The 22,998-nt window shown below is 37.2% G+C and carries 29 protein-coding genes and 1 tRNA gene; 19 read left to right on the forward strand and 11 right to left on the reverse strand.

What is annotated here, in order from left to right; genetic code table 11:
* Positions 1–23 precede the first annotated feature (23 nt).
* Positions 24–350 carry a hypothetical protein gene (locus CH361_RS01295; RefSeq protein WP_100789013.1) on the forward strand — a complete coding sequence of 109 codons (327 nt, stop codon included), beginning with the start codon at positions 24–26 and terminating at the stop codon, positions 348–350.
* Here CH361_RS01295 and CH361_RS01300 read toward each other — a convergent pair.
* Positions 326–754 (reverse strand): DUF423 domain-containing protein, encoded by a 429-nt coding sequence (locus CH361_RS01300; RefSeq protein ID WP_100789014.1) that lies wholly within the window; start codon positions 752–754, stop codon positions 326–328. The two genes, CH361_RS01295 and CH361_RS01300, sit on opposite strands and share 25 nt — an antisense overlap.
* A 21-nt stretch (positions 755–775) precedes the next feature.
* On the opposite strand from CH361_RS01300, the gene CH361_RS01305 reads away from it, so the two are divergent.
* Positions 776–1,111 carry a hypothetical protein gene (locus CH361_RS01305; RefSeq protein ID WP_100789015.1) on the forward strand — a complete coding sequence of 112 codons (336 nt, stop codon included), beginning with the start codon at positions 776–778 and terminating at the stop codon, positions 1,109–1,111.
* Between the two features lie 34 nt (positions 1,112–1,145).
* On the opposite strand, the gene CH361_RS01310 is transcribed toward CH361_RS01305, so the two are convergent.
* Both CH361_RS01310 and CH361_RS01315 read right to left on the reverse strand, forming a co-directional pair.
* Entirely contained in the window at positions 1,146–1,907 is a 762-nt protein-coding gene (locus CH361_RS01310) for a hypothetical protein (RefSeq protein ID WP_100789016.1), read from the reverse strand.
* Complete coding sequence (locus CH361_RS01315; RefSeq protein WP_100789017.1) at positions 1,904–2,803, reverse strand: CPBP family intramembrane glutamic endopeptidase; 900 nt, start codon at positions 2,801–2,803, stop codon at positions 1,904–1,906. The genes CH361_RS01310 and CH361_RS01315 overlap by 4 nt, the downstream gene beginning before the upstream one ends.
* A gap of 78 nt (positions 2,804–2,881) precedes the next feature.
* Here CH361_RS01315 and CH361_RS01320 point away from each other — a divergent pair, with 78 nt between their 5' ends.
* The 6 genes from CH361_RS01320 (at position 2,882) to CH361_RS01345 (ending at position 8,070) form a co-directional block, all read left to right on the forward strand.
* Positions 2,882–3,784, forward strand: a complete 903-nt coding sequence (locus CH361_RS01320) for a LysM peptidoglycan-binding domain-containing M23 family metallopeptidase (protein ID WP_100789018.1) — start codon at positions 2,882–2,884, stop codon at positions 3,782–3,784.
* 46 nt (positions 3,785–3,830) lie between these two features.
* Positions 3,831–5,006, forward strand: a complete 1,176-nt coding sequence (locus tag CH361_RS01325) for an acyl-CoA dehydrogenase family protein (protein WP_100789019.1) — start codon at positions 3,831–3,833, stop codon at positions 5,004–5,006.
* A gap of 12 nt (positions 5,007–5,018) precedes the next feature.
* Positions 5,019–6,038, forward strand: coding sequence for a phosphotransferase family protein (locus CH361_RS01330; RefSeq protein WP_100789020.1), 1,020 nt, complete (start codon positions 5,019–5,021; stop codon positions 6,036–6,038).
* A gap of 109 nt (positions 6,039–6,147) precedes the next feature.
* Entirely contained in the window at positions 6,148–6,906 is a 759-nt protein-coding gene (locus CH361_RS01335; RefSeq protein WP_100789021.1) for an EAL domain-containing protein, read from the forward strand.
* Positions 6,907–6,927: 21 nt separating this feature from the next.
* On the forward strand, positions 6,928–7,356 hold the full coding sequence (locus CH361_RS01340; RefSeq protein ID WP_100789022.1) for a hypothetical protein: 429 nt from the start codon (positions 6,928–6,930) through the stop codon (positions 7,354–7,356).
* The gene (locus tag CH361_RS01345) at positions 7,357–8,070 is read left to right on the forward strand and encodes a histidine phosphatase family protein (protein WP_100789023.1); all 714 of its coding nucleotides are present in this window, start codon (positions 7,357–7,359) and stop codon (positions 8,068–8,070) included.
* 2 nt (positions 8,071–8,072) lie between these two features.
* On the opposite strand, the gene CH361_RS01350 is transcribed toward CH361_RS01345, so the two are convergent.
* From CH361_RS01350 to CH361_RS01365, 4 genes are read right to left on the reverse strand one after another with little or no spacing between them, the layout of a single operon-like run.
* The gene (locus CH361_RS01350; RefSeq protein ID WP_100789413.1) at positions 8,073–8,762 is read right to left on the reverse strand and encodes a hypothetical protein; all 690 of its coding nucleotides are present in this window, start codon (positions 8,760–8,762) and stop codon (positions 8,073–8,075) included.
* Between the two features lie 13 nt (positions 8,763–8,775).
* The gene (locus CH361_RS01355) at positions 8,776–9,792 is read right to left on the reverse strand and encodes an aldo/keto reductase (protein ID WP_100789024.1); all 1,017 of its coding nucleotides are present in this window, start codon (positions 9,790–9,792) and stop codon (positions 8,776–8,778) included.
* Between the two features lies 1 nt (position 9,793).
* Entirely contained in the window at positions 9,794–10,081 is a 288-nt protein-coding gene (locus CH361_RS01360; RefSeq protein WP_100789025.1) for an acylphosphatase, read from the reverse strand.
* A gap of 21 nt (positions 10,082–10,102) precedes the next feature.
* The gene (locus CH361_RS01365; protein ID WP_100789026.1) at positions 10,103–10,621 is read right to left on the reverse strand and encodes an RNA pyrophosphohydrolase; all 519 of its coding nucleotides are present in this window, start codon (positions 10,619–10,621) and stop codon (positions 10,103–10,105) included.
* Positions 10,622–10,693: 72 nt separating this feature from the next.
* Between CH361_RS01365 and sixA the strand changes: the two genes are divergently transcribed.
* Both sixA and CH361_RS01375 read left to right on the forward strand, forming a co-directional pair.
* Positions 10,694–11,182 carry a phosphohistidine phosphatase SixA gene (sixA, locus tag CH361_RS01370; RefSeq protein ID WP_100789027.1) on the forward strand — a complete coding sequence of 163 codons (489 nt, stop codon included), beginning with the start codon at positions 10,694–10,696 and terminating at the stop codon, positions 11,180–11,182.
* Positions 11,183–11,245: 63 nt separating this feature from the next.
* A tRNA-Pro gene (locus tag CH361_RS01375) sits at positions 11,246–11,317 on the forward strand.
* An 88-nt stretch (positions 11,318–11,405) separates the two neighbouring features.
* Here the strand turns inward: CH361_RS01375 and CH361_RS01380 are convergent.
* Entirely contained in the window at positions 11,406–11,696 is a 291-nt protein-coding gene (locus tag CH361_RS01380; RefSeq protein WP_100789028.1) for an LIMLP_16025 family protein, read from the reverse strand.
* 98 nt (positions 11,697–11,794) lie between these two features.
* Between CH361_RS01380 and CH361_RS01385 the strand changes: the two genes are divergently transcribed.
* The 4 genes from CH361_RS01385 to CH361_RS01400 all read left to right on the forward strand — a co-directional run bounded on the left by CH361_RS01385 (position 11,795) and on the right by CH361_RS01400 (position 16,271).
* Entirely contained in the window at positions 11,795–12,835 is a 1,041-nt protein-coding gene (locus CH361_RS01385; RefSeq protein ID WP_100789029.1) for an SMP-30/gluconolactonase/LRE family protein, read from the forward strand.
* 148 nt (positions 12,836–12,983) lie between these two features.
* On the forward strand, positions 12,984–13,844 hold the full coding sequence (locus CH361_RS01390) for a restriction endonuclease (RefSeq protein WP_100789030.1): 861 nt from the start codon (positions 12,984–12,986) through the stop codon (positions 13,842–13,844).
* Between the two features lie 55 nt (positions 13,845–13,899).
* Positions 13,900–15,591: a HEPN domain-containing protein gene (locus tag CH361_RS01395; RefSeq protein ID WP_100789031.1), complete on the forward strand. Its 1,692-nt coding sequence runs from the start codon at positions 13,900–13,902 to the stop codon at positions 15,589–15,591.
* Between the two features lie 149 nt (positions 15,592–15,740).
* Entirely contained in the window at positions 15,741–16,271 is a 531-nt protein-coding gene (locus CH361_RS01400; RefSeq protein ID WP_100789032.1) for a DUF1697 domain-containing protein, read from the forward strand.
* Between the two features lie 66 nt (positions 16,272–16,337).
* Here the strand turns inward: CH361_RS01400 and CH361_RS01405 are convergent, their stop codons facing one another.
* Positions 16,338–16,928, reverse strand: a complete 591-nt coding sequence (locus CH361_RS01405; protein WP_100789033.1) for a TetR/AcrR family transcriptional regulator — start codon at positions 16,926–16,928, stop codon at positions 16,338–16,340.
* Between the two features lie 145 nt (positions 16,929–17,073).
* Here CH361_RS01405 and CH361_RS01410 point away from each other — a divergent pair, with 145 nt between their 5' ends.
* Positions 17,074–17,826 (forward strand): SDR family oxidoreductase, encoded by a 753-nt coding sequence (locus CH361_RS01410; RefSeq protein ID WP_100789034.1) that lies wholly within the window; start codon positions 17,074–17,076, stop codon positions 17,824–17,826.
* Here CH361_RS01410 and CH361_RS01415 read toward each other — a convergent pair.
* On the reverse strand, positions 17,818–18,294 hold the full coding sequence (locus tag CH361_RS01415; protein WP_100789035.1) for a crossover junction endodeoxyribonuclease RuvC: 477 nt from the start codon (positions 18,292–18,294) through the stop codon (positions 17,818–17,820). The two genes, CH361_RS01410 and CH361_RS01415, sit on opposite strands and share 9 nt — an antisense overlap.
* Before the next feature lie 132 nt (positions 18,295–18,426).
* Here CH361_RS01415 and CH361_RS01420 point away from each other — a divergent pair, with 132 nt between their 5' ends.
* The 4 genes from CH361_RS01420 to CH361_RS01435 all read left to right on the forward strand — a co-directional run bounded on the left by CH361_RS01420 (position 18,427) and on the right by CH361_RS01435 (position 22,248).
* Positions 18,427–20,103 (forward strand): acyl-CoA dehydrogenase family protein, encoded by a 1,677-nt coding sequence (locus tag CH361_RS01420; RefSeq protein WP_100789036.1) that lies wholly within the window; start codon positions 18,427–18,429, stop codon positions 20,101–20,103.
* A gap of 199 nt (positions 20,104–20,302) precedes the next feature.
* Positions 20,303–20,653, forward strand: a complete 351-nt coding sequence (locus tag CH361_RS01425; RefSeq protein ID WP_100789037.1) for a bleomycin resistance protein — start codon at positions 20,303–20,305, stop codon at positions 20,651–20,653.
* Positions 20,654–20,857: 204 nt separating this feature from the next.
* Positions 20,858–21,574, forward strand: a complete 717-nt coding sequence (locus CH361_RS01430) for a hypothetical protein (RefSeq protein WP_425268656.1) — start codon at positions 20,858–20,860, stop codon at positions 21,572–21,574.
* Between the two features lie 17 nt (positions 21,575–21,591).
* Positions 21,592–22,248, forward strand: coding sequence for a hypothetical protein (locus CH361_RS01435; RefSeq protein ID WP_100789039.1), 657 nt, complete (start codon positions 21,592–21,594; stop codon positions 22,246–22,248).
* Between the two features lie 64 nt (positions 22,249–22,312).
* On the opposite strand, the gene CH361_RS01440 is transcribed toward CH361_RS01435, so the two are convergent.
* Positions 22,313–22,996: an START domain-containing protein gene (locus CH361_RS01440; RefSeq protein ID WP_100789040.1), complete on the reverse strand. Its 684-nt coding sequence runs from the start codon at positions 22,994–22,996 to the stop codon at positions 22,313–22,315.
* Positions 22,997–22,998 lie beyond the last annotated feature (2 nt).

Here is a 22,998-nt window from a genome sequence, read left to right on the forward strand (position 1 = left end):
ATATCAAATTACAAGGGAATTATATGTCAGGATCAGAACAAGTATTAGAAAAACTAAGCCAATTATCATATTTTGATAATCTCGCATTATACTATCTATGTATAGAAACACCTCCACAAACACTTGCGCTTGCATTTATGCAAATGGATGAAAAAATCGCAGGGTCAATGCTCGGAGTTTTGGATGTACAAAAAAGAAAGTATGTACATGAGTTAATGGCTCTTCAAAAAGATAGTTCTGAAGATGCCAAAAAAGCCGCCGCCGAAGGTTTGTTACTCATCGCAGACGGCTTAATTTCTAGAAATTTAATTAGTAAACAAGGTCACTATTTCTTTGGCACAAAGAGATAAAAAGATCCAATTCCCAAAGAAATCCAAGCAATTAAAAAACTCACTCCACCAATAGGAGTGATGGCTCCTAAAACTTTGACACCAGTAATTGTAAGTGCATACAAACTAAAGGAAAAAATCAAGATCCCAACAAGAAACATCCAAGTTGCGACGTTTAAGAACTTTTTACTTTTTGCGGGTGCATCTGATTGTAATGATAACTGGAGTAGTATAAAGGCTATCAGTGCAGCTAGCGTATGGTAAAAATGATAACGATTTCCTGTTTCAAAAATTACCATAAGCTCAGGAGCGATAATTTTTTTAAGTCCATGTGCACCAAAGGCACCGATGGCAACAGCTAAAAAGCCGAAAAGAGAAATCAGTAGGATTAAAACCGCGGAGGATTGCTTCTTGACAAGATTCATAAACGATACTTCCTATTGCCTATGACTTCAGATGCATCCGGAAAGAATACTAAATTTGTTCGAGTTTGGCGACAACTCAATGTGGAAGATGTAAAAAAACAACTACTGTATATCGACGATTTATATGGAACTTGCGGGAATTGTAAAAAATTAGGATTAAATTACTTAAAGGATAAAAAATGTCCTGATTGCGGAGTTACATTCAAGTATTTGGCAACTAAATTGAGTAAGGTGGCAGATATTGGAAAGATTCTAAGTAGAATTGATAAAGAAGGTTTGGATTTAACTTTAATTGAGAGAGAAGATTTCGAAAGATCCAGTGCTGCAGACGCCGCAAGGGATCTATTCAAATCATAAATATACGCTAGATTTGGTTGGAATCTTAGAACGATTAAAACTTAAAGGACCAACCAAATTGTGCTGTTTTGTTATGTGCTGCTGTATCTTCCCAAGCATCGAAAGCACGAATGGTTCTTGTGACAGCGAGGGCCGCAAATACCCCCACTGCATTTGGTGATTCCCAAACATTCCCCGGTCCCTTGGTGTTCATCATATTGTCCCAAATATTTTTTTTAGGTAGATTCTCTTGAGCGTACATATATGCTCCACCGGCCAAAATCAAATCACAAAGTAAATAAATGCTCATACTTACTAATGTATCTCGGTTGCTGAATAAAGGAGAGTTCCAAGAGTTATAACCTACAGAAGCCATGGGAGTGATTAAATTCAAACCTTGTGAGATGGCATGATACTTTTCTGATAGTGGGACTGCTGATTCATGTGGAGGTTTTTGAAGTAATTCTTGTTCGAAGATTTCTTTCCACATCCGTTCTTGGCCTCTTCTTGGAGACTCAATACGAATGATGGAATCAGGAGATGTTTTTCCAACTTTTCCAACATAGATATTAAAGTCGTAGGGGTTTTTCCAACGATTTTTATATCTGTAAACAAAACCTTGAGTTTTTTCGTCTGCATAAAAATCAGGATCAAGTTTGTTTAGAAGAGCAACCAAACGAAGATTAACGTCTTCTGGGCCACCCAAAATTTCTACTGTTTCACCAGCAAATAAGGAACTAACCCCACTGGTTGAAAATAAAACTAAAAACAAAAAATAAAAAACAAAGGAATGAAATCCTTTTAAAATAAAATTCATGACTGGACTCCAGGGAGTTGAAGGTAAGCATTAATTAAACCTAACGAATTGTATGTGGCATGACAGGCCATAGCGATCCAGATATTTCCTGTTTTGATATAGATATATCCGAAGAACATTCCCACGCCACAAATAATAAATGGAATGGCAATAGAAGTTCCCTCACCATAATGCAGCCAACCAAAAAGTAAAGAAACGATAAACAATCCTTCTTGGGCTAGATTTTTATCGATAAAAGCTTTGAGTAAAAAACCTCTAAAAAAGATTTCTTCTAAAATTCCTGTAATGATACCTACAACATAAATTCCCCAAGCCAGTAAGTATCCATTTCCATGAATGGCTTCATAGAGTTTTTTGGCGAACACTCCTGATTCCACAGGAACTGATAATCGTTCCAATATCAAACCAAAGATAACCACGACGATAAAACATAAGAAACCGTTAGCAATTCCTCTGAGTAAAATAGGTATCGATAACTCATCTTGCAGATTTGTGACAGGAATTTGTAATACTTTTTTATAAAGCAGGTAACCAAGACCCACATAACATAAAAACCATGGAATCGAATGTCCTAACAAGTAATGAGGTTTTTCTGAAAATACTTTATCGTAAAATTGTGACAAAAGCAAACTTGGGTTTTCCGTAATTTCTTTCTGGAATTGTTCTTTAATGGGGGTCACAATTTTTTCATATTCGGCAAGCATGGTAGTAAAGTCCATCTTACCTTCCCAATACTCTTCATAGAGAGGGAGTAGTTGGTCTTCGGGAATTCGATCGCTGAGTACCGAATTATTGACGAAGGCTAAAAAAATAACGGAATAAAAGAAGGAACATACATAAACGAGACCTAAAGAATAGGCAGTCAGCCGAAAGATCTCAAAAAAACGATTCTGCATCTGCCTTACAGTTCCTCAATTTCGGCAAGAATCGTCACCGTTTTTTTAGAAAATGGCCGATATTCAAAGTAAGGGATTATGTCTAAAACCGTCGATTTTCTAAAATGGGTCCTGTTTCTCTGCTTTACCTGTGGATTTCCTACACTGATTTCGAGTCCGCTCACGTTGGCAAATTTGGAATATACCAACCCTTCGCTGAAAAATCTTCGGACGGAAATCAAAGAGAACTTACGGATTTCCAAATCTGGAACGAAACGAGAGGAGCTCATCCCCCTCAAGTATTATGAATATAAGGTGAGAAAAGAAGATAACTTCTTTAAAATCATGGCCCGAACCGGTATGGATCTAGAAACTCTATCCTCTGTAAACGAACTAAGTTCTCCTCATGATTTGTCCCCAGGTATGGTTTTGGAAATTCCCAATATGCGCGGAACCTTTCATCCCGAAGAATTATCCGGTGATGAAAAAACCAAATTAAAGTTAGCTGAAAAATATAATCTCGATTCTAATAAATTACAATATGATTCCGAACGCGAGAAATGGTTTTTACCTGGAATTTCTATGGGTAAATCTGAGAAGTCATTCTTTTATGGGTTCGGATTTCAATTTCCATTAACAGAGGCTCGTATTTCTTCCGGTTATGGAAAACGTTTAGATCCATTTACAAAAAAAGAAACATTTCATGGTGGGATTGATTTGGCCGCCGAACAAGGATCAGATGTATTTGCTTCCATGGAAGGTGAAGTAATTTTTAAAGGCAAACAAGGTGGTTACGGGAATTTAATTATCATCAAACATAGTTTAGGATATGAAACTCGTTATGGACATCTTTTTGATTTTAATACAAACGTAGGTCAGAAAGTAAAAAAGGGCCAAAAAATTGGGGAAGTTGGACAAACAGGTAGAGCGACCGGTCCACATTTGCACTTTGAAATTAGAAGAAATTCAAAACGCGAAAGACCTATTTTTCGATCTCACTAAAAAAAGATTTTACGTTACTCATTGATTCTTGTAATTCTGGGAATCAATGGACTTTGAAATTTCACAAGAAGTAGAAACACTTCGCAAAAACATCCAAGACTTCATCACAAATGAAATCATTCCTCTGGAAAAACATTATGATTATGAAAAAGGTCGAATGCCAGAAGATATCAACCAACAAGCGCGTGCTAAAGTAAAAGCCGCTGGTTTCTGGACTCCGCACCTTCCTAAATCAGAAGGTGGACTGGGTTTGGATTTGATTGGAACCTGTATTATTTTTAGTGAACTGGGTCGTTCACCTATTGCTCCCTACATATTTAATTGTGACGCACCGGATGAAGGGAATATGCATTTACTTTCACTTGCTGCTACAGAAAAACAAAAAGAACTCATATTACATCCGTTAATCAAAGGGGATTTGCGAACTGGTTTTGCTATGACAGAACCTGCCCCTGGAGCCGGGTCAGATCCCACCACTTTACAAACCAATGCCGAAAAACAAGGGGATAAATACATTCTCAACGGTCGTAAGTGGTATTGTACTGGGGCTAATGGTGCAAAGTATTTGATTGTGATGGCAAAGGTAAACGGAAGTTTCCGCAAAACAACGATGTTCCTTGTGCCGACTGATGCCAAAGGTTACACTATGGTTCGGGAGATTGAACTTATGGGTTCACATGGGCCAGGTGGTCACTGCGAACTCAACTTCGAAAATGTAGAAGTTGCGGAAGATATGATTCTTGGCCGTATTGGCGAGGGTTTTCGACTTTCTCAAGAAAGACTTGGTCCTGCTCGTTTGACTCATTGTATGCGTTGGACTGGGATGGCAAGACGAGCTCTTTCGATTGCGCGTAGTTATGCGAAAGAGAGACAAGTTTTTAATTCTCGTATAGCTGATCACCAAGGAATCCAGTGGATGTTTGCAGAACGTGCGACAGAAATTGAAATGGCCTTCCTTCTCACACTAAAAGCGGCTTGGTTATTAAAAACAGGAAAGGATGCCCGCCAAGAAACTTCTATGGCGAAATGGAAAGTAAGTGAGTCGTTATGTAATACCATCGATATGGCAATCCAAATCTGTGGGGGTAAGGGGTATTCAAGAGACCTCCCTCTAGAATTGTTTTACAGAGATGCAAGAGCAGCAAGGATTGCCGACGGTCCATCTGAAGTTCATAAAATGGTGATCGGCCGAAATTATGTATCGGAGAAATGGGACTTCTGAGGTTTTTAGAGTATGGAAATTAAGGAACTACAGGAAAAAGTTGAACTTCATTTATCAACGATTTGGAAAGACAACGTAAAGGTCTCCCAAATCCACCACTTAAGTGGAGGGGCTTGCCAGGATAATTATTCATTAGACCTAGTTTCCAAATCCGGTAAACAATCATTAGTGTTACGTACGGATAAGGGAGCTAGTTTATTATCTTCTTTGTCCAAACGAGACGAATTCAAAGTGGCTGAACTTGTTTACAAAGCAGGTGTGAAAACTCCTGCTCCTGTGTTTTTAGAAGAAACATCAGATGTGATAGGTTCCCCGTTCTTTCTTATGGAAAAAATTGGTGGTAAGGCAACAGGCCGATACATCACGAAAGATAAAGAATTAGATTCTTACCGTAAAACAAATATGGTTTCAGATCTAGCGGAAAACCTAGCCAAACTCCATACGGTAAAACCAAGTTCGGTTTTGGATGAAGAGCTAAAACAAAAACTAAAATTAGTTACTATCGAAAATTACGCATCGATTGCAATCTCTGATCTAAGACAATCGTTAGACGAACTTGCGGAAGCCCATCCGGCCATTGAATTATGTTTACATTGGTTGGAATCCAATGCTCCTTCGATTGATGATATCGTTCTAGTTCATGGAGATTTTCGCACGGGAAACTTTATGATGAATGCGGAAGGACTCCAAGGAATTTTAGATTATGAATTCGCACACTTTGGTGATCGTCATGAAGACATCGCTTGGCTCTGTATGCGGGATTGGAGATTTGGTCGGCTTGGCAAAGAGGTGGGTGGTTTTGGAGATCGTAAAGATTTTTACGAAGCCTACCAAAGGACATCTGGTATCCCAGTGGATCCTTTCAAAGTGACTTTCTGGGAGATTATGGGGAATGTTCGTTGGGCCATTGGAAGCGCACAACAAACGGAAAGACATCTTTCTGGAAAAGACAAGGGAATCGAACTCGCAGCCATTGGCCGGCGGACAGCAGAAATGGAATGGGAAGCCATGCGACTCATTGAATCTCTGTAAGTCTCAAAGAATATTCTGAATATTATGTCTATTTAGATATTGAGAATCAGAATCATTTACCTTGACTCTAGGCCTAGGCCCCTTTTCCTGGAAAGAGTCGGAGGTTCTTATGGAACAAACTCTAGAATTAGGAATGGATGTTTTCCAGTTACCAAGGTATTGGGAAGAGTATCAATCTTTGGAAACCATATATTGGAATGGTAGTTTTGCTTCAGAATACCAACCGATTGTCTCTATTTTGGAAAAGAAAACTGTGGCTTATGAAGCACTGGCCAGGTTTTATACAGGTAGTGGGAAAATTGCTCCTGACCGAGCCTTTCAAATTTTACACAATGATCCTGGATTCTTTTTTGATTTTGAGAAAAAATTGAAAAACTTTCAAATTCAAAATCGGCCAGAAGGATATCCGCTTTTTTTGAATATGGATGCCCATGTTTATAGTAAGGAAATTCATTCAGATCACTGGGAATCGGTTTTTAAGAGAGAAAAAAACATAGTGTGCGAATTAATTGAAAACACAGACTATGCCTCAGTTGAGGACTCAAAGTTTTGTATGAACCACCTTAAAGAAATGAATATTCCATTTGCTTTGGATGATATTGGTGGAAAAAACAATTTATTTTGTTTTGAATTTTTAGAAGGTGCGAGTTATTTAAAATTTGATCGGCGTTGGTTGTCTTTACTTCGTACAGATAAAAACTATGCCGAGATTTTAAAGGGTTTTTTAAGTTTTGCAAAATTGCAAAAAATCCAATGTATATTGGAAGGAATTGAAACTCAGGCAGATTTGGAAATCGCTACAAAAACTGGTTTTGATTTGGGCCAAGGTTTTTTATTCAAATACGGAACGTTACAAGTAGTCGCTTAAGTATTGTTATGGGAGTAAATTGTGCAATATAGACCAGAAACAAAGGAACTGATTTCAGCCATTCAGGATTTTTTAATGAAGGATCTTCTTCCAAAATTAGAGGGAGATGATTTATTATCCTATAAGGCATTAGTTTCTTGGAACATGCTTGGTGTCATTGCAAGAGAAACCGAATCACAGGAACTTGAATCTGATTGGTCTCGTATTCTGAACTTAAATTTAAAAATTTCTAGTTTAGAAGAAAAGGTCGACTCTGCACAATTTGCGAGTTTGAGCCGAAAGGAAAAATACAATCTTCTTTTGGAATGGAACCTGGAATTTGCAAAAGAGATTCGTAACCAAACAAAAAATAAAAGTTTGGATTTAAAACCAGGTGGACCTATTTGGGATTTTGCAAAAAATCAATTAAAGGAAACTCTGAGTATTTCCAATCCGAGGTTCCAAACTTAAATGTCTTTATTGTATTTGGTTCGCCATGGGCAAGCTGATCGTCTTGGAAAAAATTATGACCAACTAACCGAACACGGTTGGAAACAGGCAAAACTACTCGGAGAATATTTCAAAAATCAAAGAATCGAGTTTGATTCTGTTTACACTGGCTCACTCAATCGGCAAAAACAAACGGCACAAGGTATCATCGAAAGTTTTTCCAAGGATCAGTTTTGTATTCCTGAACCAATCGAAAACTCTGCCTGGGACGAATTTGATTCTAAAATGTGGCTCGGTCTTGCAGCTAAGATCCGTCATGCGAATGCTGATTTTGCCAAATTATTTGAATCTTATAAAAAAGCTTGGGAAGAAGGGAAAGAAGAAACTAGAGACTATTTCCAAGAACTCATTCAAATTGTATTACATGATTGGGTTCACGGTGTTTGGGATCCTATCGAACCCTATACATTCAAGGAGTATGTAGATAAGGTATCCGTCGGCCCAAAAGAGATTCCATTGGATGTAAAGAGCACACTCGTTGTTTCTTCGAGTACTCCCATCGCGATTATGATGGGCCTCTCTTGTAAAATGTTACCAGTCGAGTTTCCTGTATTTATGAAATCGATTACCAACTCCTCTCTCAGTATATTTAAAAGAGAAAATGGTCATTGGGAACCTGTTAGCTGGAATGGTACTCCCCATTTACAAAACCCAGATTTAGTGACTTTAGTTTGAATTTATTGTGCAAAAGAAGAAAGGAGTTTCATTCTATTTTTTGCCTTTTGTCCCCAACCGGTTCTAGGATAATTCTTATACAAATGTTCCATGGCCGCTAGTTCTTCTTCGTTGGATTTACTGTAACGAATGGTAATTTTTGGTTCTTCTTGGAATTTAAAATCAACAGTTACATGAAAACTTCCTAAAAACACAACAGTTCCCGGTTGTAGATCCACTCTTGATTTTTCAATTTCTGCACGATCAAAGTCGACATCAATTTTAGTTGGCTGTTTTGTACTACCGAATGCAAAATCTGAAGCTCCACGATTGAGTAGATGTACCGCATCATGGATTTCATACTGGCCTTCTTTTAAATTTTGAAAGTAATAGTAATGTTCAGAACTTTCATTGTATTCAAAAGTTTTGTCCCCTTTTTTGAGAGTTACTTTTTGAAACCTTGGATCGATCAATTCATCTAAAACCATTTCATCTTTAACAATTGTCATATGAGCTATGATGAGACTACTTTGCGCATTTTTCGGTCCGAAACTGGAACATTCTGGAAACAAGTAGGTGATTAAAAATAAAATCAAAAACTTTCGAAAGATTCCCGAGGTGATCTTTTCAAATTTTGAAATTTTTTTCTCCGCTGGAAATTTTGTTCCATCCGCTTGGTTTTCTAAATCTTGGTCAGAAGGATTGGTACTCATTGCTTTTATTACCTTAACCCATTGGGTATTGGATCTTTTTAGAAACAAGATTGATTTCTGACAGAATTTCATCTGACAAAATTACATCCGTTGCTTTTAAAGACTCTTCTAATTGAGCAACCGTATTGGCACCAATGATGGTGGAGGCAACATAGTCATGTTGTTTGCTCCAAGCCACCGAAAGAACTGTAGAACTCATTCCATATTTTTCAGCAATGGTCACGAGTTCTGCTGTGGAAGCCAAAGTGTTTTCATTTAAGAACCGGTTAGACATACGTCTTTGTCTTTCCCCTTCTGCCATATAACGAACAAACCTTGCTCCTTCTGGTGGAACGGATCCATTGTATTTCCCGGTAAGTACACCACCAGCAAGTGGTGAATAAGGCAGTAAGGATACTCCTTCTTTTCGACAAACTTGTGCTAACTCATCTTCAAATCGCCGATTCAGAATGGAAAAATTATTTTGAATAGAATCATAACGAACGAGATTGTATTTGTCTGAAGTCCAAAGGCTTTTCATAAGACCAAAAGAGGTTTCATTCGAACAACCTGCATATCGAATTTTCCCTTCTTCTTTTAATTCAGTCAAAGCTTCCATGGTTTCATCATAAGATACATCATGGTCTGGCCAATGTGTTTGATACAAATCGATGGTTTCTACACCTAATCTTTGTAAGGAACCTTCAATGGCTCGGCGGATATGGTATTTATCTAGAGCTGTTTTTCCTTCTCGCAAGGGAGGACTAAACCAACCGTGTCCCGGTCCTGCTACTTTTGTTGCGAGGATGATTCCATCCCGGGGTTTTGTTTTTAACCACTTTCCAAAGATTTCTTCGGTTCTATGCACCCAAGATTTTTGAGGAGGAACCGGATAAATTTCTGCTGTATCATAAAAATCGATTCCGGCATCATAAGCACGATCCAAAATTCGAAACGCCTCATCTTCGTTACATGAGGAACCAAAAGTCATGGTACCCATACAAATTTCGGATACCACCATCCCTGTTTTGCCAAGTCTTCGTTTTTTCATGTTATTTTTTGATTAAAAAAGTTCTGAATTGATTTTTTGGATCACTCCATTCAATGACATGATCCTTTACTTTTGCTTTCGTAGGCCCACGTTGCATAGCTCTGTACAAATCTTCGATAAAAAGTTTATCACCTTCTACAACTGCTTCCACTTCCCCATTGGGTAAGTTCTGTGTGTAACCTTTGAGTCTCATTTCTTGGGCCTTTTGGAGGATATAGTAACGAAATCCGACCCCTTGTACAAATCCCCGTACTAAAATTCTCGCTCTTGCTTCTTCTGATTTTGCCAAAGATTGTCTCCTTTCTTGAACTTACTTGGATTTTGAATTCTCTGCAATGTAATTTTGAATGGCTGATTTAAAAATAGGAACAAACTTCGCATACACTTCTCTTTTGAATTCAACAACCGCTTGGACAGTATCTTCTATTTCCATAAATTGAATGGTCAAAAATTCTTGTTCATGATGGACTAAATCACATTCATCCAAACCACCGTCCCAGTAGAACAAAATCCATCTTTGTAACTGACCGCGGAATTTTTGTAGATGAGAGTTGAGACCAAGAGAATTGGGAAAGTCATACGGAATCCAATCAGGGTATTCGGTTACATAAGTTGCTTTTTTGATTCCAAGTTCTTCATATAATTCTCGTTTAGCGGCTTCTAAATAATCTTCGCCTTCGTCAATCCCACCTTGAGGGAACTGCCAAGAACCTGGGAACTGAACCCTTTCTCCGACAATCACTTTGCCAAGAGAATTAAAAACCACCATGCCTACGTTTTTGCGGTAGGGTTTGTCTGTCATATTCCTTAGAATGGCTCTATCATCCATTTTCGCAAGAAATTCCTTAATTTTTTGTTTCTCCGCTAGTCCGAGGTTCCAATCTTGGACTTAGGAAGTATTATGAAGATCATTTTGGTTCGTCACGGTGAGGCTGAAAACGCAAGTCCAACCATTTCTGATTCACAACGGGATCTAACCGACAAAGGTGTCAGTGATATTCATAAAATCGGAAAGTTTATTAAAAACTCTTCTTTAGCTGTCAAACAAGTCTATTATAGTCCTTACACAAGAACGAGACATACTGCAGAAATTTTGTCTGAAGAACTAAAATATGGCTGTAAAATGCTTCCTTCCGATGATCTCGTAGCCGGAAAAGGTTGTACAGATATTATCTCTTGTTTGGTTAATTTTACAAATTCCGATACAGTTCTGTTAGTTGGTCATAACCCAGACATCACAGATTTCGCGGCAAAACTTTTAGGAAATTCCGGTGCCGTAGAAAACTTAATTTTCCAACCTGGTTCTACTATCGCGATCAATGTGGCCCGTGAAAGATTTGCACATGGTCAAATTATCTGGGCAATTTCTCCAGACAATCTAGGCGTCTGAATTCCTAATTCATTAGTAAGACTTGACCCGTTCGTGATCGTAAGGTTTTTGGATTCCAGAACACGGGGTGTAGCGCAGCGGTAGCGCACTTGTCTGGGGGGCAAGGGGTCGCCGGTTCAAATCCGGTCACTCCGAAGTTCAGATTTAAAAAACCCAGCAGGCCTTGCGAACAAAACCTGCCGGAAGAAAATTCAGGATGGTGAGATACAAAAAAAACTAAAACTTAAGAAGGTTTGTTTTCGTTTCCTTCTTTGACTTTATCTAAATATTTAACTACATTATCTTTGATTTCATCAAAGCGAACGATTCCCCAAGCAACACCCATTTTTACTTTCAAAGCATTGTCACTGGTGTCACTTTCACCTTGTTCTTTTAGCTTTTGAAAGTTGGTTTCGAATTTGCTTTTTTTCTCGTTTAGGTCTACGACGAGTTTCTCCCAAACTTCTTTGGAAGTCTTTACCGCGCCAATTCCAGCATTTACGATATCTTGCAGCTTATTTTCCACATTGCTCATCGGATGTTACTCCTTATGTTTCCATTATTTTGCAGTGCACAATAATGTCTAGAAAGATTTTTCTGGAGGGATCTGAAATCCTGGGCTAAAATGGTCGGATGCGCGTAAAAACCCTATGGACTCTCCTTTCCCTTTCCGCCCTTGGTTTCTTCATTTTTGACTGTGGCGGTCCCATCCAAGAAAAACCAATTGCCGGTTGTGAACGAATTTCGGGAACTCCAGGGCCTGAAGATTTGGATCTCATTCGGGATACTTCCACTGTCATTGTTTCTTCTCATGAACGTCGCAATGGACTGAAAGATATTGGAGCTTTATTCGAAGTTTCCTTAGCCAATCCCAATCAGAAATTAGAAGTAAAAAAAATTGAAACAAACTATCCGGAAAACTTTCGTCCGCATGGAATTAGTTATGCGAAGGTAAAAGGAGTGGATACTTTAGCTGTCATTTCTCATACACTTGCTGATGAAAATCCACATACAATTGAAATTTTTGAACGTGCTAAGTCGGGTAAATGGACTCATACAAAAACTTTAACAGATTCTAGTCTTACAAGTCCGAACGATATCTTTATGAATGAAGCTGGAGAGATCTTTGCATCCAATGACAATGGAACGAGTAATGCCGTCCGTAAGTATTGGGATATGATCATTCGCAGTGCCCGAGCCGATATTGCTTATTACGATGGAAAATCTTTTCAGGTGCTCGATGTTCCTGTGATGCTTGGAAATGGAATTTACATTCGCAAAAAAGGAAACGAAGAATTACTGTATCGTTCTGTGTTTTCTGAAAAAGCCATTCGGGTTTATCAAGTGGATCGCAGTTCAGGAAAGATCAACTTGAAATATTTGGAATCTATTGCCATCGGTGCTGGTCCAGACAATATTTTAGAGGATGAAAATGGAATGCTTTGGCTTGCCGCCCATGATTCTACTTATAAATTCATTCGTCATGTGATGAACCGAACCAATTTAGCTCCCACTCGTGTTTTCAAAATCAATCCAGAAAGTAAAGAAGTCACTGAAGTTTATGCGAACGAAGGGGCAGAAATTTCTGCAGGAAGTACAGGGCTTGTTTTCAAAAACAAACTATTGATTTCCCAAGTGTTTGAGGATTTTCTTTTGGTTTGTCCAAGGCCTTAGGAAAAAAGGGTTTTATTTAATTCTAGATACGATGGTCTTGAAAGAGGCTGTCGTAGTTGGGTTGGGTGGAGGTTTTGCAGATTGATGCGATTGATGAATTTGGATCTAAATTTGTTCAATGGGAATATTGAAACTAAACTAAAATAATATGACGAAATTGCCAACATACGATGAAATGATGAACCCGCTTTTAGATGCCTTAAAAGAATTAGGCGGATCAGGAACAATTGATGAAATAAATGAAAGAGTTTTCAATCTAATGAAAATTCCAAATAATATACTTGAGATTCCACATGGAGATAAAGGCTCTCGAAGCGAAGTTGAATATAGACTGGCATGGACCAGAACTTACCTCAAAAGAGCAGGATTTTTAGAAAATTCATCTAGAGGTGTTTGGGCTCTTACAAAAGCAAACAAAGATAAAACGGAGTTAAATCCAAAAGATATTGTTAATCTAGTTAGATCTTTAACCAAAACTGTAAAAAAGGAAAAAGAAGAAACCATTGATTTCGATAACAATGATCTTGATGCACCAGAAGAATTCCAAGATTGGAGAAGTGTATTAAAAAATATACTCTTTGATATAAAACCCGATGCCTTCGAACGACTTTTTAAAAGAATTCTTAGAGAATCTGGATTTCATCAAGTTGAAGTTACAGGTAAGAGTGGAGACGGCGGTATTGATGGAAAAGGAATTTTTAGAATAGCTGGATTCATTAGCTTTAATGTATTATTTCAATGTAAAAGATATAGAGAAAACTCGATCACTTCTTCAGAAATTAGAGATTTTAGAGGAGCATTACAAGGTAGGGCAGATAAAGGCTTATTTGTAACTACTAGTTCTTTTACAAGAGATGCAATTAAAGAAGCAACAAGAGATGGCGCTCCTCCAATTGACTTAATTGATGGAGATGCATTAATAGATAAACTTAAGGAATTAAAACTAGGTTTGGAAATCGAAATCGTAGAAAAAATAGAAATAAAAAATGAGTGGTTTAGTAATCTTTGATTATTCACAAATGCGGATAAAAGACTTTTGGTTGTAAAACCAAAGATTTTCTTATATGAAATATAACAAATTTGAATTATCAGCTAAAGAAAAGATAGTTGGCTATATACTTAATTCAGAAGGAAGGAAACATTATGGAGAACTTGAATTGCATCCAAACAAATTTCCGATCTTTTCTTTAGAGAGTTCCGATATTGAATACTCAAAGTTATTTTTAAAAGACATATGTTCTGAAAAAATCATATTTAAATCCAACACCAAAACATTCTTGCTATGTGATAACGAAATAGAACACAGCCAAATCTATTCGCGTTTTCTGATAAAATCAGAAGGTACGGATATATTAAATACTGAATTCAAGGAGATCGGGGTTTATAACGAATTCTTTTCCCAAATGTTTTATGAGTATGAAGTAGAGTATAGTCGCAAAAATTATACTTTTTCTAGAAAAGTTGATTTTTACAGCTTTGAAACAAGTATAGATTTTAATGGTAAATCAATTACATTATATAATTGCTATAATCAAAGTACCGTAAATAAAGATGGAAAAGTAATTATCGAAGAATACCCAACAATCAACATTAAGAGTAATTCTGGCAATTTTAACTTAACGGAAATTGAAAATCTTATTCACGATATTTCGCTTTTGTTTACCTTTTTAGTCGGCCTACCTATTATTCCAGAGTTAGTATGGGTTTTAGAAAATAAAACCTGGTTGGGTTTCTATTTTCCCAGAATTGAACCTAGCAAAAAAATTGAATATAGTAGATTGTTTTCTTTAATTGATATTAAGAAACTATTAAAAGAAAATTCATTTACTGATATCATTCATAATTATTTTCATCATAAAAAGTATTCAGTATTCAAAGATAAGTGGTCAAAAATTTATAGTCTACTTGATTACAATGGCATCTGGGATTATGAATTTATCGGATTCGTTAGCTTACTAGATCATCACGTTTCAAATTTCGCATCCAAAAATAGGCCAAAACGAAGTATCTCGAAGAATTACTTCAAAAAGTTAAAAACTAAGCTTAATGATATTATAGAAAAAGAACCATTAGAAAGCGAAGAAATAAAAAAAGTATTAAGAGATCAAATTAATAGCTTAAAAATTTCATCTTTGGGAACATTTAATGAGAACTTTGAATTTCTTTTAAATTCTGTAGATAAGAACTTGATAGATATCATTGATTTAAGTAAGGAAGATTTTAAGGTTATTAAAAAGCTAAGAGACGATATTGCACATTCAAATACAATAAATTATGAAGAAATAGATTATACAAAAATAAACATACTTAAGAACAAAATTACGATTCTTTTATTTTATTTTATCTTATTAGACTTAGGGATAAAGCATGATGCTTTTTTAGAAAGCATGGCTAATAGCTATAATCAAATAATAAGAAATTCAAATTTAAACGAATTATTACTTGATCGATTAAGTAAAAAATTTCCTTTTATAAAGATAACCGATTCCGAGTTTAAAAAAATAAAGGAAAACAAGCTTTCATTGGTTATACTTGAATTAAAGAAAAAATACAAATTGAATTTTGAATATTCAGTTAGCGCATATGATAATTGGAATATTAGTTCTGGCCCAGAGAACTACGATTTACGGAAAGTAATCCAAAAAATGTATCATGAAGATGCACAAGTCGAATTTTGTTCAATAGGTTATGTTGAAACTGATGATATGCAAAGCCAAATAAAAATAGATTATTTGTGTTTAATTTCAATTAAATAAGATTGATTGTTACATCATTTGCTTGGGTTGCATCGATGGAACTTAATTGTGAACGACATCAAGCGTTCTATTTTGTTATGTTGATTTTTATTCACGGTTCCCTTTCCTATAATGAATCATTTTTCTATATTTAAAGGATTTAACTCATCATGAAATACATCGCACTATTTAGAGGAATCAATGTCGGAGGGAATAGAAAAGTGGAAATGAAAAAACTTAAGATACTTTTTGAGTCCTTAGGATTTACTGAAGTTTTCACTTATATCAATTCCGGAAATATTATCTTTGAATCAGAGTTTGATACAAAAAAAGTTTTCTCAAAAATACAAACTTGTTTAGAAAAGAATTTTGATTTTGAAATTCCTACTCTTCTAAAGACGGAAAAAGAAATGAAAAAAATTGCCGCTATGATTCCTGAAGAATGGCAAAATGATGATAACCAAAAGACGGATGTTGCCTATCTGTTTGCAGAGGCAGATTCCAAAAAAATCATTGAAGACTTACCACTTAAAAAAGAATTTTTAGAGATCCTTTATTGTAAGGGAGCTCTCATTTGGAATATCAAAAGAGAAAATGTAAACAAAAGCCAACTTGCCAAATTGATTAGTCACAAACTGTATCAGTCCATGACCATACGTAATGTGAATACCGCGAGATTTTTAGCAGGAGAAAAAAAGTAAAACAAATCGGTAGCGCCAATCTTTCGGATATGATTGGAATAACAGAGTCATTCAAAGAATCATTTTCTAACCTAAACCTTTTAATACCGCTTCCAAAGTTTGTTGTAATAATGGTTCTCTATTCTCATCCGAATGTTGTGCTACAAGTTTCGGGTGTGTGAAAGCAGTTCCCGCTGAGATCAAAATTTCTGTAATTTGGTTCACATCGCGTTTTTTTAACTTCTTTTGTTCCATGGCTTCTGTGACCAACTTTGACATTTGGCGGTGCATATTGGATAAATGAGTTTGGATGAAAGGTTTGGACTCTTCCGCTGCCATATCGAATGCCTTATACAATTCGGGATCCAGTTTCACTTTTTCCAATTTCATCCTGTGGAGATTTTGAAACCAAGAGAGAATCTTCTGAATTGGATCTCGTTTCTCTAACACAAGTAAATCCTGTTTCTCATCCAACTTCACTAACCAACGTTCGGAAACTGCATCCAGAAGAGCGGTTTTATCTTGAAAATGAGAGTAGAGGGCCGCATGGCTAATTCCCATTTCTTTGGCCACATCCACCAAACGAACCTTTTCAAAACCTTTGGCCCGCATCTGGTTTATGGCAATTTCTACGGCTTTGTCCTGAATTTCCGATGCACTGAGGCCCGTTCTTGGCATAAGGAAAGGATCTAACCAAGAGTCGAGAGGGTCAATCTCAAATTACAAAATGAAAAAAATGTTAGTTTTGAAACTTACGGACTTGACTTTTTGTAACTTACAAAATAATATAAATGTAAGTATTGAATAAGGAAATGGTACAACCATGTTATTAAACGGAAATACAATTCTCATCACTGGGGGAACCAGTGGGATCGGACTCGCACTAGCAAAACGATTTTCTGATTTGGGAAACCAAATTTTAATTTGCGGTACGAACGCAAAGAAGATGGAAGAAATCAAAAAGAACTATCCTCATTGGGGAACTTATCTTTCTGATATCTCCAGGCCAGAGGAAAGGGAACGTTTGTTTCGCGAGACAACAAAAGATTATCCAGAACTCAATGTGTTATTCAATAATGCGGGTATGCAGAGGTATCCCAAACTTGGTGAACCAGAACCTTGGGCGGACTTAGGAAAAGAAATCGACTTAAATTTCGGAGCTCCTATCCATCTTTCCATGTTATTCGCTAAACACTTGTTTGCAAAGAAAAATGCGGCAATTTTAAATACAACTTCTGGGTTGTCGCATATTCCACTGGCTTATGCTCCTGTGTATAGTGCGACCAAAGCGGCCTTACATTCCTTCACATTGACATTACGATTTCAATTTCGTAACCAGCCAATTGAAGTGATTGAAGTTTCACCACCTATGGTCGATACGGATTTAGGAATTCCTAACACACATACGGCGGGATTAAATCTAGATGAATATGCAGATGGAGTGATTGAAGGATTACGCAAAGGAGATTTAGAAATCACAACTGGTTTTTCCACAGTCTCCGCAAATGCCAGTAGGGAACAAAAGGATGAAATCTTTTTGTCTATGAACACTGCTCGCAGTAATGGATTAAACTAAAGAGCGACCGACAAAGGCACAAGCGATGGCATCCCAAGAGTCATCGTGGCCTTTGAGATCTTTAAATCCCAAAATCATTTGGATCGCTGCGCGAACTTCTTTTTTGGTGGCGTTCCCTTTGGTAGAGATTCCTTTTTTGATTTGTGTCGCCGTTAAAGAAACACTCGGAATTTGTTTTTCGCCAAGAGAAAGTAAGATGACCCCCCGAGATTCCGAAACCTTCATTCCGGTCGTTGTGTTCTGAACAAAGAATAGCTCTTCCACGGCGGCAGCGTTCGGTTTGTATTCTTCAAGGATTCCCATGAGTTCCTTCCGAATTTGCAGTAAATTATCCGGAGAAGGGGTTTTCGGAGCCACTTCAATGGTTCCATATGTCAAAAGTTCTGGATTGCGACGTTGCCCTTCGGGAAAGGAAAGAATTGCATATCCTACGCGGTGGGATCCAGGGTCGATGCCGATGATTTTCAATCATTTCTTTCCTAGTGTGTACTTTTGCCTAGTTTGGACCTCCCCAACCCAAAAACCTAGCCTAAAAATGAAAATGACAAGGTACTTTCCTTCCGTATAGTGGAAGAAAACCACCGCAGGAACGTTAAACACATGACCGCAACGGCAGTGAAACTCGAAAAATCCCAGGCGGAGAAGGCTCTTAGTGCCCAAGCCGCCCTCCTCAATGAAGTTACCAAACGACTAGCTCAGAAAAATTCCGATAACGGCAAAGTATCCGTAAGCAAAATGGACAAAACACAACACGTGTTTTACCAATTGGCTTGGATGACAGCTCAACAACGTGTTGCTGAGAACTTTATCGTTTATGCTTGGGATGCTTCCAAGGGAACAGGCGAATTGGAACAAAAAATGGCCCTTACATTTGTGGCTGAAACTGTATCTAACATTCGTTCGGAGCTTGCAGCCCGCCCCGCTGAATATGAACTTACTTACCAAGAACTATTCTCCAAACTTTTTTCCGATGAAATCAATGCTTATGTAGAAGCAGCATCGAAAATGGAAAACTACGAAGCAATCGTGGATAAGATCGTAGATCTTGGACATTTTGGTGCTTATGGTCTTTCTGAAGATCATGAAAACTTCCGTGGAATCTTCAAAGATTTTGCTGAAAACGTAGTGGTTCCTCATGCAGAACACATCCATAGACATGATGATTTGATTCCGGCAGAGATTATCAATGGATTAAAAGACATGGGTTGTTTTGGACTTTGTATTCCAGAACAATTTGGTGGAATCCAACCAGATGATCGTCCAGATAACATTTCTATGTTAGTGGTAACAGAAGAACTTTCTCGTGGTTCCCTTGGTGCTGCAGGATCACTTATCACAAGACCAGAAATCATGTCTAAGGCTCTCCTCAAAGGGGGAACGGACGAACAAAAAAACAAATGGTTACCTCTTCTTGCATCTGGTGAAAAATTTGCAGGAATCATGGTAACAGAACCTAACTACGGTTCAGATGTCGCTGGTGTTTCCGTAACTGCTAAAGAAGTGGACGGCGGATTTGTGATTAACGGTGTAAAAACTTGGTGTACATTTGCAGGTTATGCGAATCTACTTCTCATCCTTTGCCGTACAGAATCTGATCCAAGTCTCAAACACAGAGGTCTTTCCATCATTCTAGCTGAAAAACCTAGTTTTGACGGACATGAGTTCAGCTACAAACAAGACGGTGGAGGAACCATCCAAGGAAAAGCAATCGGAACGATCGGTTACCGAGGAATGCACTCCTATGAAGTATCTTTTGAAGATTATTTTGTTCCGAAAGAAAACCTTCTTGGTGGGGATGCAGGACGTGGCAAAGGATTCTATTTCCAAATGGAAGGATTTGCTGGTGGTCGTATCCAAACAGCAGCTCGTGCCAATGGTGTGATGCAAGCCGCTCTAGAAGCAGCACTTCGTTATTCCCAAGAACGTAAAGTATTCGCAAAACCAATTTACGATTACACTTTGACTAAGTTTAAAATCGCAAAGATGGCAATGATTGTGCAAGCAACGCGCCAATACACTAACTATGTAGCAACTTTACTCGACAACCACAAGGGACAAATGGAAGCAACACTTGTTAAATTGTATGCATCCAAAATTGCTGAGTGGGTGACCAGAGAAGCAATGCAAATTCATGGTGGTATGGGTTATGCGGAAGAATATCCTGTATCACGTTATTTCGTGGATGCTCGTGTATTCTCCATCTTTGAAGGTGCAGAAGAAGTAATGGCTCTTCGCGTAGTAGCGAAAGACTTACTTGACCAAGCGCTCGCTTCTTAATTAGAAACTAAGTTTAGTTTTTACCGAGAGGATCACTCTCGGTAAATAATAGGGAAAAGGCCCGAGAAATCGGGCTTTTTTTATGCCCTGGTTTGGCCTTTTTGTTAGAAGTGGTTTTCATTTAGAAACAGATACAGCAAAATAGAAGGAAAATAAAGTTGGAAACTTTGAATCTTGAATTAGAGACTAACTGAAATAGATGATTAAAAAATCAATTCCACAATTACCATCTTTAGATCTTTTAAAGTCCAAAAAATTTTATGAAGAAAAATTAGGATTTAAAACTCTAAAAGAGTACGATGATATTCTTTTATTGGAAAAAGATGGATTCGAATTGCATTTATGGTTATGTGATGATCCATCCATTCCTCAGAATTCTAGTGTTTACTATCATGTCGATTCCATAGATTCTATGTATGCAGACTACAATAACAAAGGAATTGTCCATAAAAATGCCCATCTTTCGGATAAACCTTGGGGTATGAGAGAATTCTATGTTTTGGATTTGGATGGCAATTTATTAAAGTTTGGAAAAACGATAGAAAATTAACAAAAATTAAAACTAATATTTAATTGTCTAATGGATATGATGATAATCTGATATGTGTTAATTGCATTTTTTAAGTATTGTTTTGATACTTGAGGAGTTAATCATGTTACAGAATGGGAATATGAACTTTAATCGAATATGAATCTTAAGCCGATTATTTATTTTATCATTTTACTGATTTTTAATCTCTCTTGCAAAACTCCAATGCCAGAGCTAAGTTCAGAGGCAAAACTATCTAAAGGAAAAATGATTTCCATAAGGTGGACAACTACTGATCCAATTTTGGCAAAAGTATTTAACGAGATTTTTCCAGTTCCCCCGGCCATTCTTTTGGATGAAACAACAAATGTAGTCGACTTAACGACGGTCCCACTTCCTGAACCAAACCCAGACCATGCACCAAAACCAAAGGAAGAAAAACCAATCAATCCCAATGAACTTCCTAGATGGGATCGTGGTTTTGAATTATCCAATATAGATAATCTGACAATCGTCATTCGTAAAGAAAGCCAAAAACCATTTTATAGCATAGGGATTAGTCTACTCGCATTAACGATGTTATATTATGGAACTATGGAAACAGAAGCCGAACTAGTTTGGACATCTGGAGAAACAAATCTTCATAGAATTTCTTTTTTATCTACCCATGAAACGATCTGGGCTCCTATGCCGTTTTATATTGGAACTGGCTCGAGTATTGTAGGGCCAGTTGTCAATTCTAACCGTTATCCCTCCATTTTACAAAAATACTGTACACAAGAAAAACCAACAAAACTGAGAGAGGCATTAAACCAATCACAGTCTGAAAATTGTAAAGAGTATGGAACGTTCTTAAAAAGACTTCTTTTGCAAAATTATGATACCATCCATTCACAATTAAAGGAATGGGAAAAAAGAAACCAGGATTGGTTCCAACCTTAACTTAAGGATAGTTTCATTTGATTCAGATAAAAAAACTTAAATTCCAACCGTTTCGTAAATTGGTTCTGATTCTATCTTTTGTTTTATTCGGAACGACTCTTCCTCTGAGAGATCTTAATTCTGTTTCGATTCCAAAAGAAAATTGGAGTTTGGTTTTGTATGGAGGAATTTTTACTACCACGGACCTACTCCCTATCGTACTCCGACAAGATACTGATTATAAAAAATCCTATATAGGTACTGTGGGAATTTCTCGCCCCCTTGATTACCGGATTCGATGGTTTGATTTTTTATGGGAAGGAAATGTGACCAAACATTTTGGTGAGATGAACCATTGGGAGCTGAACGGATTTTATATTGTCAAAATTGATCGAATGTTTGATTCTCCTTTTAGTTTATCATTAGGTGAAGGTTTGTCCCTTGCATCCGAAAACCCAAAACTAGAGAACAAAGCCAAAGGATATTATTTAGATGGTTTGCAAAAAGATGCCATTGAATCACGAGCACTACTCAATTACTTGATGGTCGAGTTTAGTTCTTATTTACCTTTCGAGAGAAAAACGGAACTGTTTTTACGGGTTCATCACCGGTCAGGAATTTTTGGACTTTATTGCCCACCTGATCCTAATTGTGGATCCAATTTTATTAGTTATGGATTCAGAACTAGTTTTTGATTCCGCAAGTGTAATCTATAACAAAACACTCGCAGAATCAACTCCTCGAACTAACTAAAAATAATTAATTGGAATTACTTTTCGCCGGTTCTTTGATCCAATCAAATTTTGCGTCTTTATGTTTTCCCTCTTCCACTAACTTTTGTACGTTGAGAAGGGATTCATAAGGAGTATCTGTTAAAACAAGATTAATTACCGATTGTGGGACGGAACCACCTGGTTCAAAATGTGCTTGGTATTCAATTTTTAGTTTTCCATTGGTTTGAGGAATGATCCGCCAAACACCTTCAAAGTTTTCCATACGTGTTACACCAGATGGAGGTGGTCGCAAGTTTGAATCGAGTCGTTTGATCTTCATGACAGTGGCTAAAGTTTTTTCATTTTGTTCAAAACCACGATCCATAATTAAATCGCGATCATTCACTGGCCAGGGGGCACCATTTCTAAGATACACAACCGATTTTTTTTCTGTACCAGAAAGCACCGTTAGTTCTTTACATTGGTGGTAAAGATTTTTACAGGAAGCGGGATCAGTCAGTAGGGCAATGATTTGAGAAATAGAAGCATCCACTTCTGTTCTACCTAAAAATTCATCTAAGTTGGAACCGGCAAAAGGACGAGTCAAAACTTGGATTCCTTTTTTCCTTTTAGACTCAGACCATTCTGGTGACTGAGCAAGAAGGGTGGATACACTAGATAGGAGAGAAATTCCTACCAAAGCGAGTGTGAGGATATTTTTTTTTGTCATGG

This window comes from Leptospira brenneri, from assembly GCF_002812125.1.
In the GTDB taxonomy this organism is placed as follows: Bacteria; Spirochaetota; Leptospiria; order Leptospirales; family Leptospiraceae; genus Leptospira_A; species Leptospira_A brenneri.

What these genes read in the sequence shown, in the direction of transcription:
- CH361_RS01295 (WP_100789013.1), top strand. Translation starts at nt 24, where the DNA reads ATGTCAGGATCAGAACAAGTATTAGAAAAACTAAGCCAATTATCATAT.
- CH361_RS01300 (WP_100789014.1), bottom strand. Translation starts at nt 754, where the DNA reads ATGAATCTTGTCAAGAAGCAATCCTCCGCGGTTTTAATCCTACTGATT.
- CH361_RS01305 (WP_100789015.1), top strand. Translation starts at nt 776, where the DNA reads ATGACTTCAGATGCATCCGGAAAGAATACTAAATTTGTTCGAGTTTGG.
- CH361_RS01310 (WP_100789016.1), bottom strand. Translation starts at nt 1,907, where the DNA reads ATGAATTTTATTTTAAAAGGATTTCATTCCTTTGTTTTTTATTTTTTG.
- CH361_RS01315 (WP_100789017.1), bottom strand. Translation starts at nt 2,803, where the DNA reads ATGCAGAATCGTTTTTTTGAGATCTTTCGGCTGACTGCCTATTCTTTA.
- CH361_RS01320 (WP_100789018.1), top strand. Translation starts at nt 2,882, where the DNA reads ATGTCTAAAACCGTCGATTTTCTAAAATGGGTCCTGTTTCTCTGCTTT.
- CH361_RS01325 (WP_100789019.1), top strand. Translation starts at nt 3,831, where the DNA reads ATGGACTTTGAAATTTCACAAGAAGTAGAAACACTTCGCAAAAACATC.
- CH361_RS01330 (WP_100789020.1), top strand. Translation starts at nt 5,019, where the DNA reads ATGGAAATTAAGGAACTACAGGAAAAAGTTGAACTTCATTTATCAACG.
- CH361_RS01335 (WP_100789021.1), top strand. Translation starts at nt 6,148, where the DNA reads ATGGAACAAACTCTAGAATTAGGAATGGATGTTTTCCAGTTACCAAGG.
- CH361_RS01345 (WP_100789023.1), top strand. Translation starts at nt 7,357, where the DNA reads ATGTCTTTATTGTATTTGGTTCGCCATGGGCAAGCTGATCGTCTTGGA.
- CH361_RS01350 (WP_100789413.1), bottom strand. Translation starts at nt 8,762, where the DNA reads ATGAGTACCAATCCTTCTGACCAAGATTTAGAAAACCAAGCGGATGGA.
- CH361_RS01355 (WP_100789024.1), bottom strand. Translation starts at nt 9,792, where the DNA reads ATGAAAAAACGAAGACTTGGCAAAACAGGGATGGTGGTATCCGAAATT.
- CH361_RS01365 (WP_100789026.1), bottom strand. Translation starts at nt 10,621, where the DNA reads ATGGATGATAGAGCCATTCTAAGGAATATGACAGACAAACCCTACCGC.
- sixA (WP_100789027.1), top strand. Translation starts at nt 10,694, where the DNA reads ATGAAGATCATTTTGGTTCGTCACGGTGAGGCTGAAAACGCAAGTCCA.
- CH361_RS01380 (WP_100789028.1), bottom strand. Translation starts at nt 11,696, where the DNA reads ATGAGCAATGTGGAAAATAAGCTGCAAGATATCGTAAATGCTGGAATT.
- CH361_RS01385 (WP_100789029.1), top strand. Translation starts at nt 11,795, where the DNA reads ATGCGCGTAAAAACCCTATGGACTCTCCTTTCCCTTTCCGCCCTTGGT.
- CH361_RS01390 (WP_100789030.1), top strand. Translation starts at nt 12,984, where the DNA reads ATGACGAAATTGCCAACATACGATGAAATGATGAACCCGCTTTTAGAT.
- CH361_RS01395 (WP_100789031.1), top strand. Translation starts at nt 13,900, where the DNA reads ATGAAATATAACAAATTTGAATTATCAGCTAAAGAAAAGATAGTTGGC.
- CH361_RS01400 (WP_100789032.1), top strand. Translation starts at nt 15,741, where the DNA reads ATGAAATACATCGCACTATTTAGAGGAATCAATGTCGGAGGGAATAGA.
- CH361_RS01405 (WP_100789033.1), bottom strand. Translation starts at nt 16,928, where the DNA reads ATGCCAAGAACGGGCCTCAGTGCATCGGAAATTCAGGACAAAGCCGTA.
- CH361_RS01410 (WP_100789034.1), top strand. Translation starts at nt 17,074, where the DNA reads ATGTTATTAAACGGAAATACAATTCTCATCACTGGGGGAACCAGTGGG.
- CH361_RS01420 (WP_100789036.1), top strand. Translation starts at nt 18,427, where the DNA reads ATGACCGCAACGGCAGTGAAACTCGAAAAATCCCAGGCGGAGAAGGCT.
- CH361_RS01425 (WP_100789037.1), top strand. Translation starts at nt 20,303, where the DNA reads ATGATTAAAAAATCAATTCCACAATTACCATCTTTAGATCTTTTAAAG.
- CH361_RS01430 (WP_425268656.1), top strand. Translation starts at nt 20,858, where the DNA reads ATGCCAGAGCTAAGTTCAGAGGCAAAACTATCTAAAGGAAAAATGATT.
- CH361_RS01440 (WP_100789040.1), bottom strand. Translation starts at nt 22,996, where the DNA reads ATGACAAAAAAAAATATCCTCACACTCGCTTTGGTAGGAATTTCTCTC.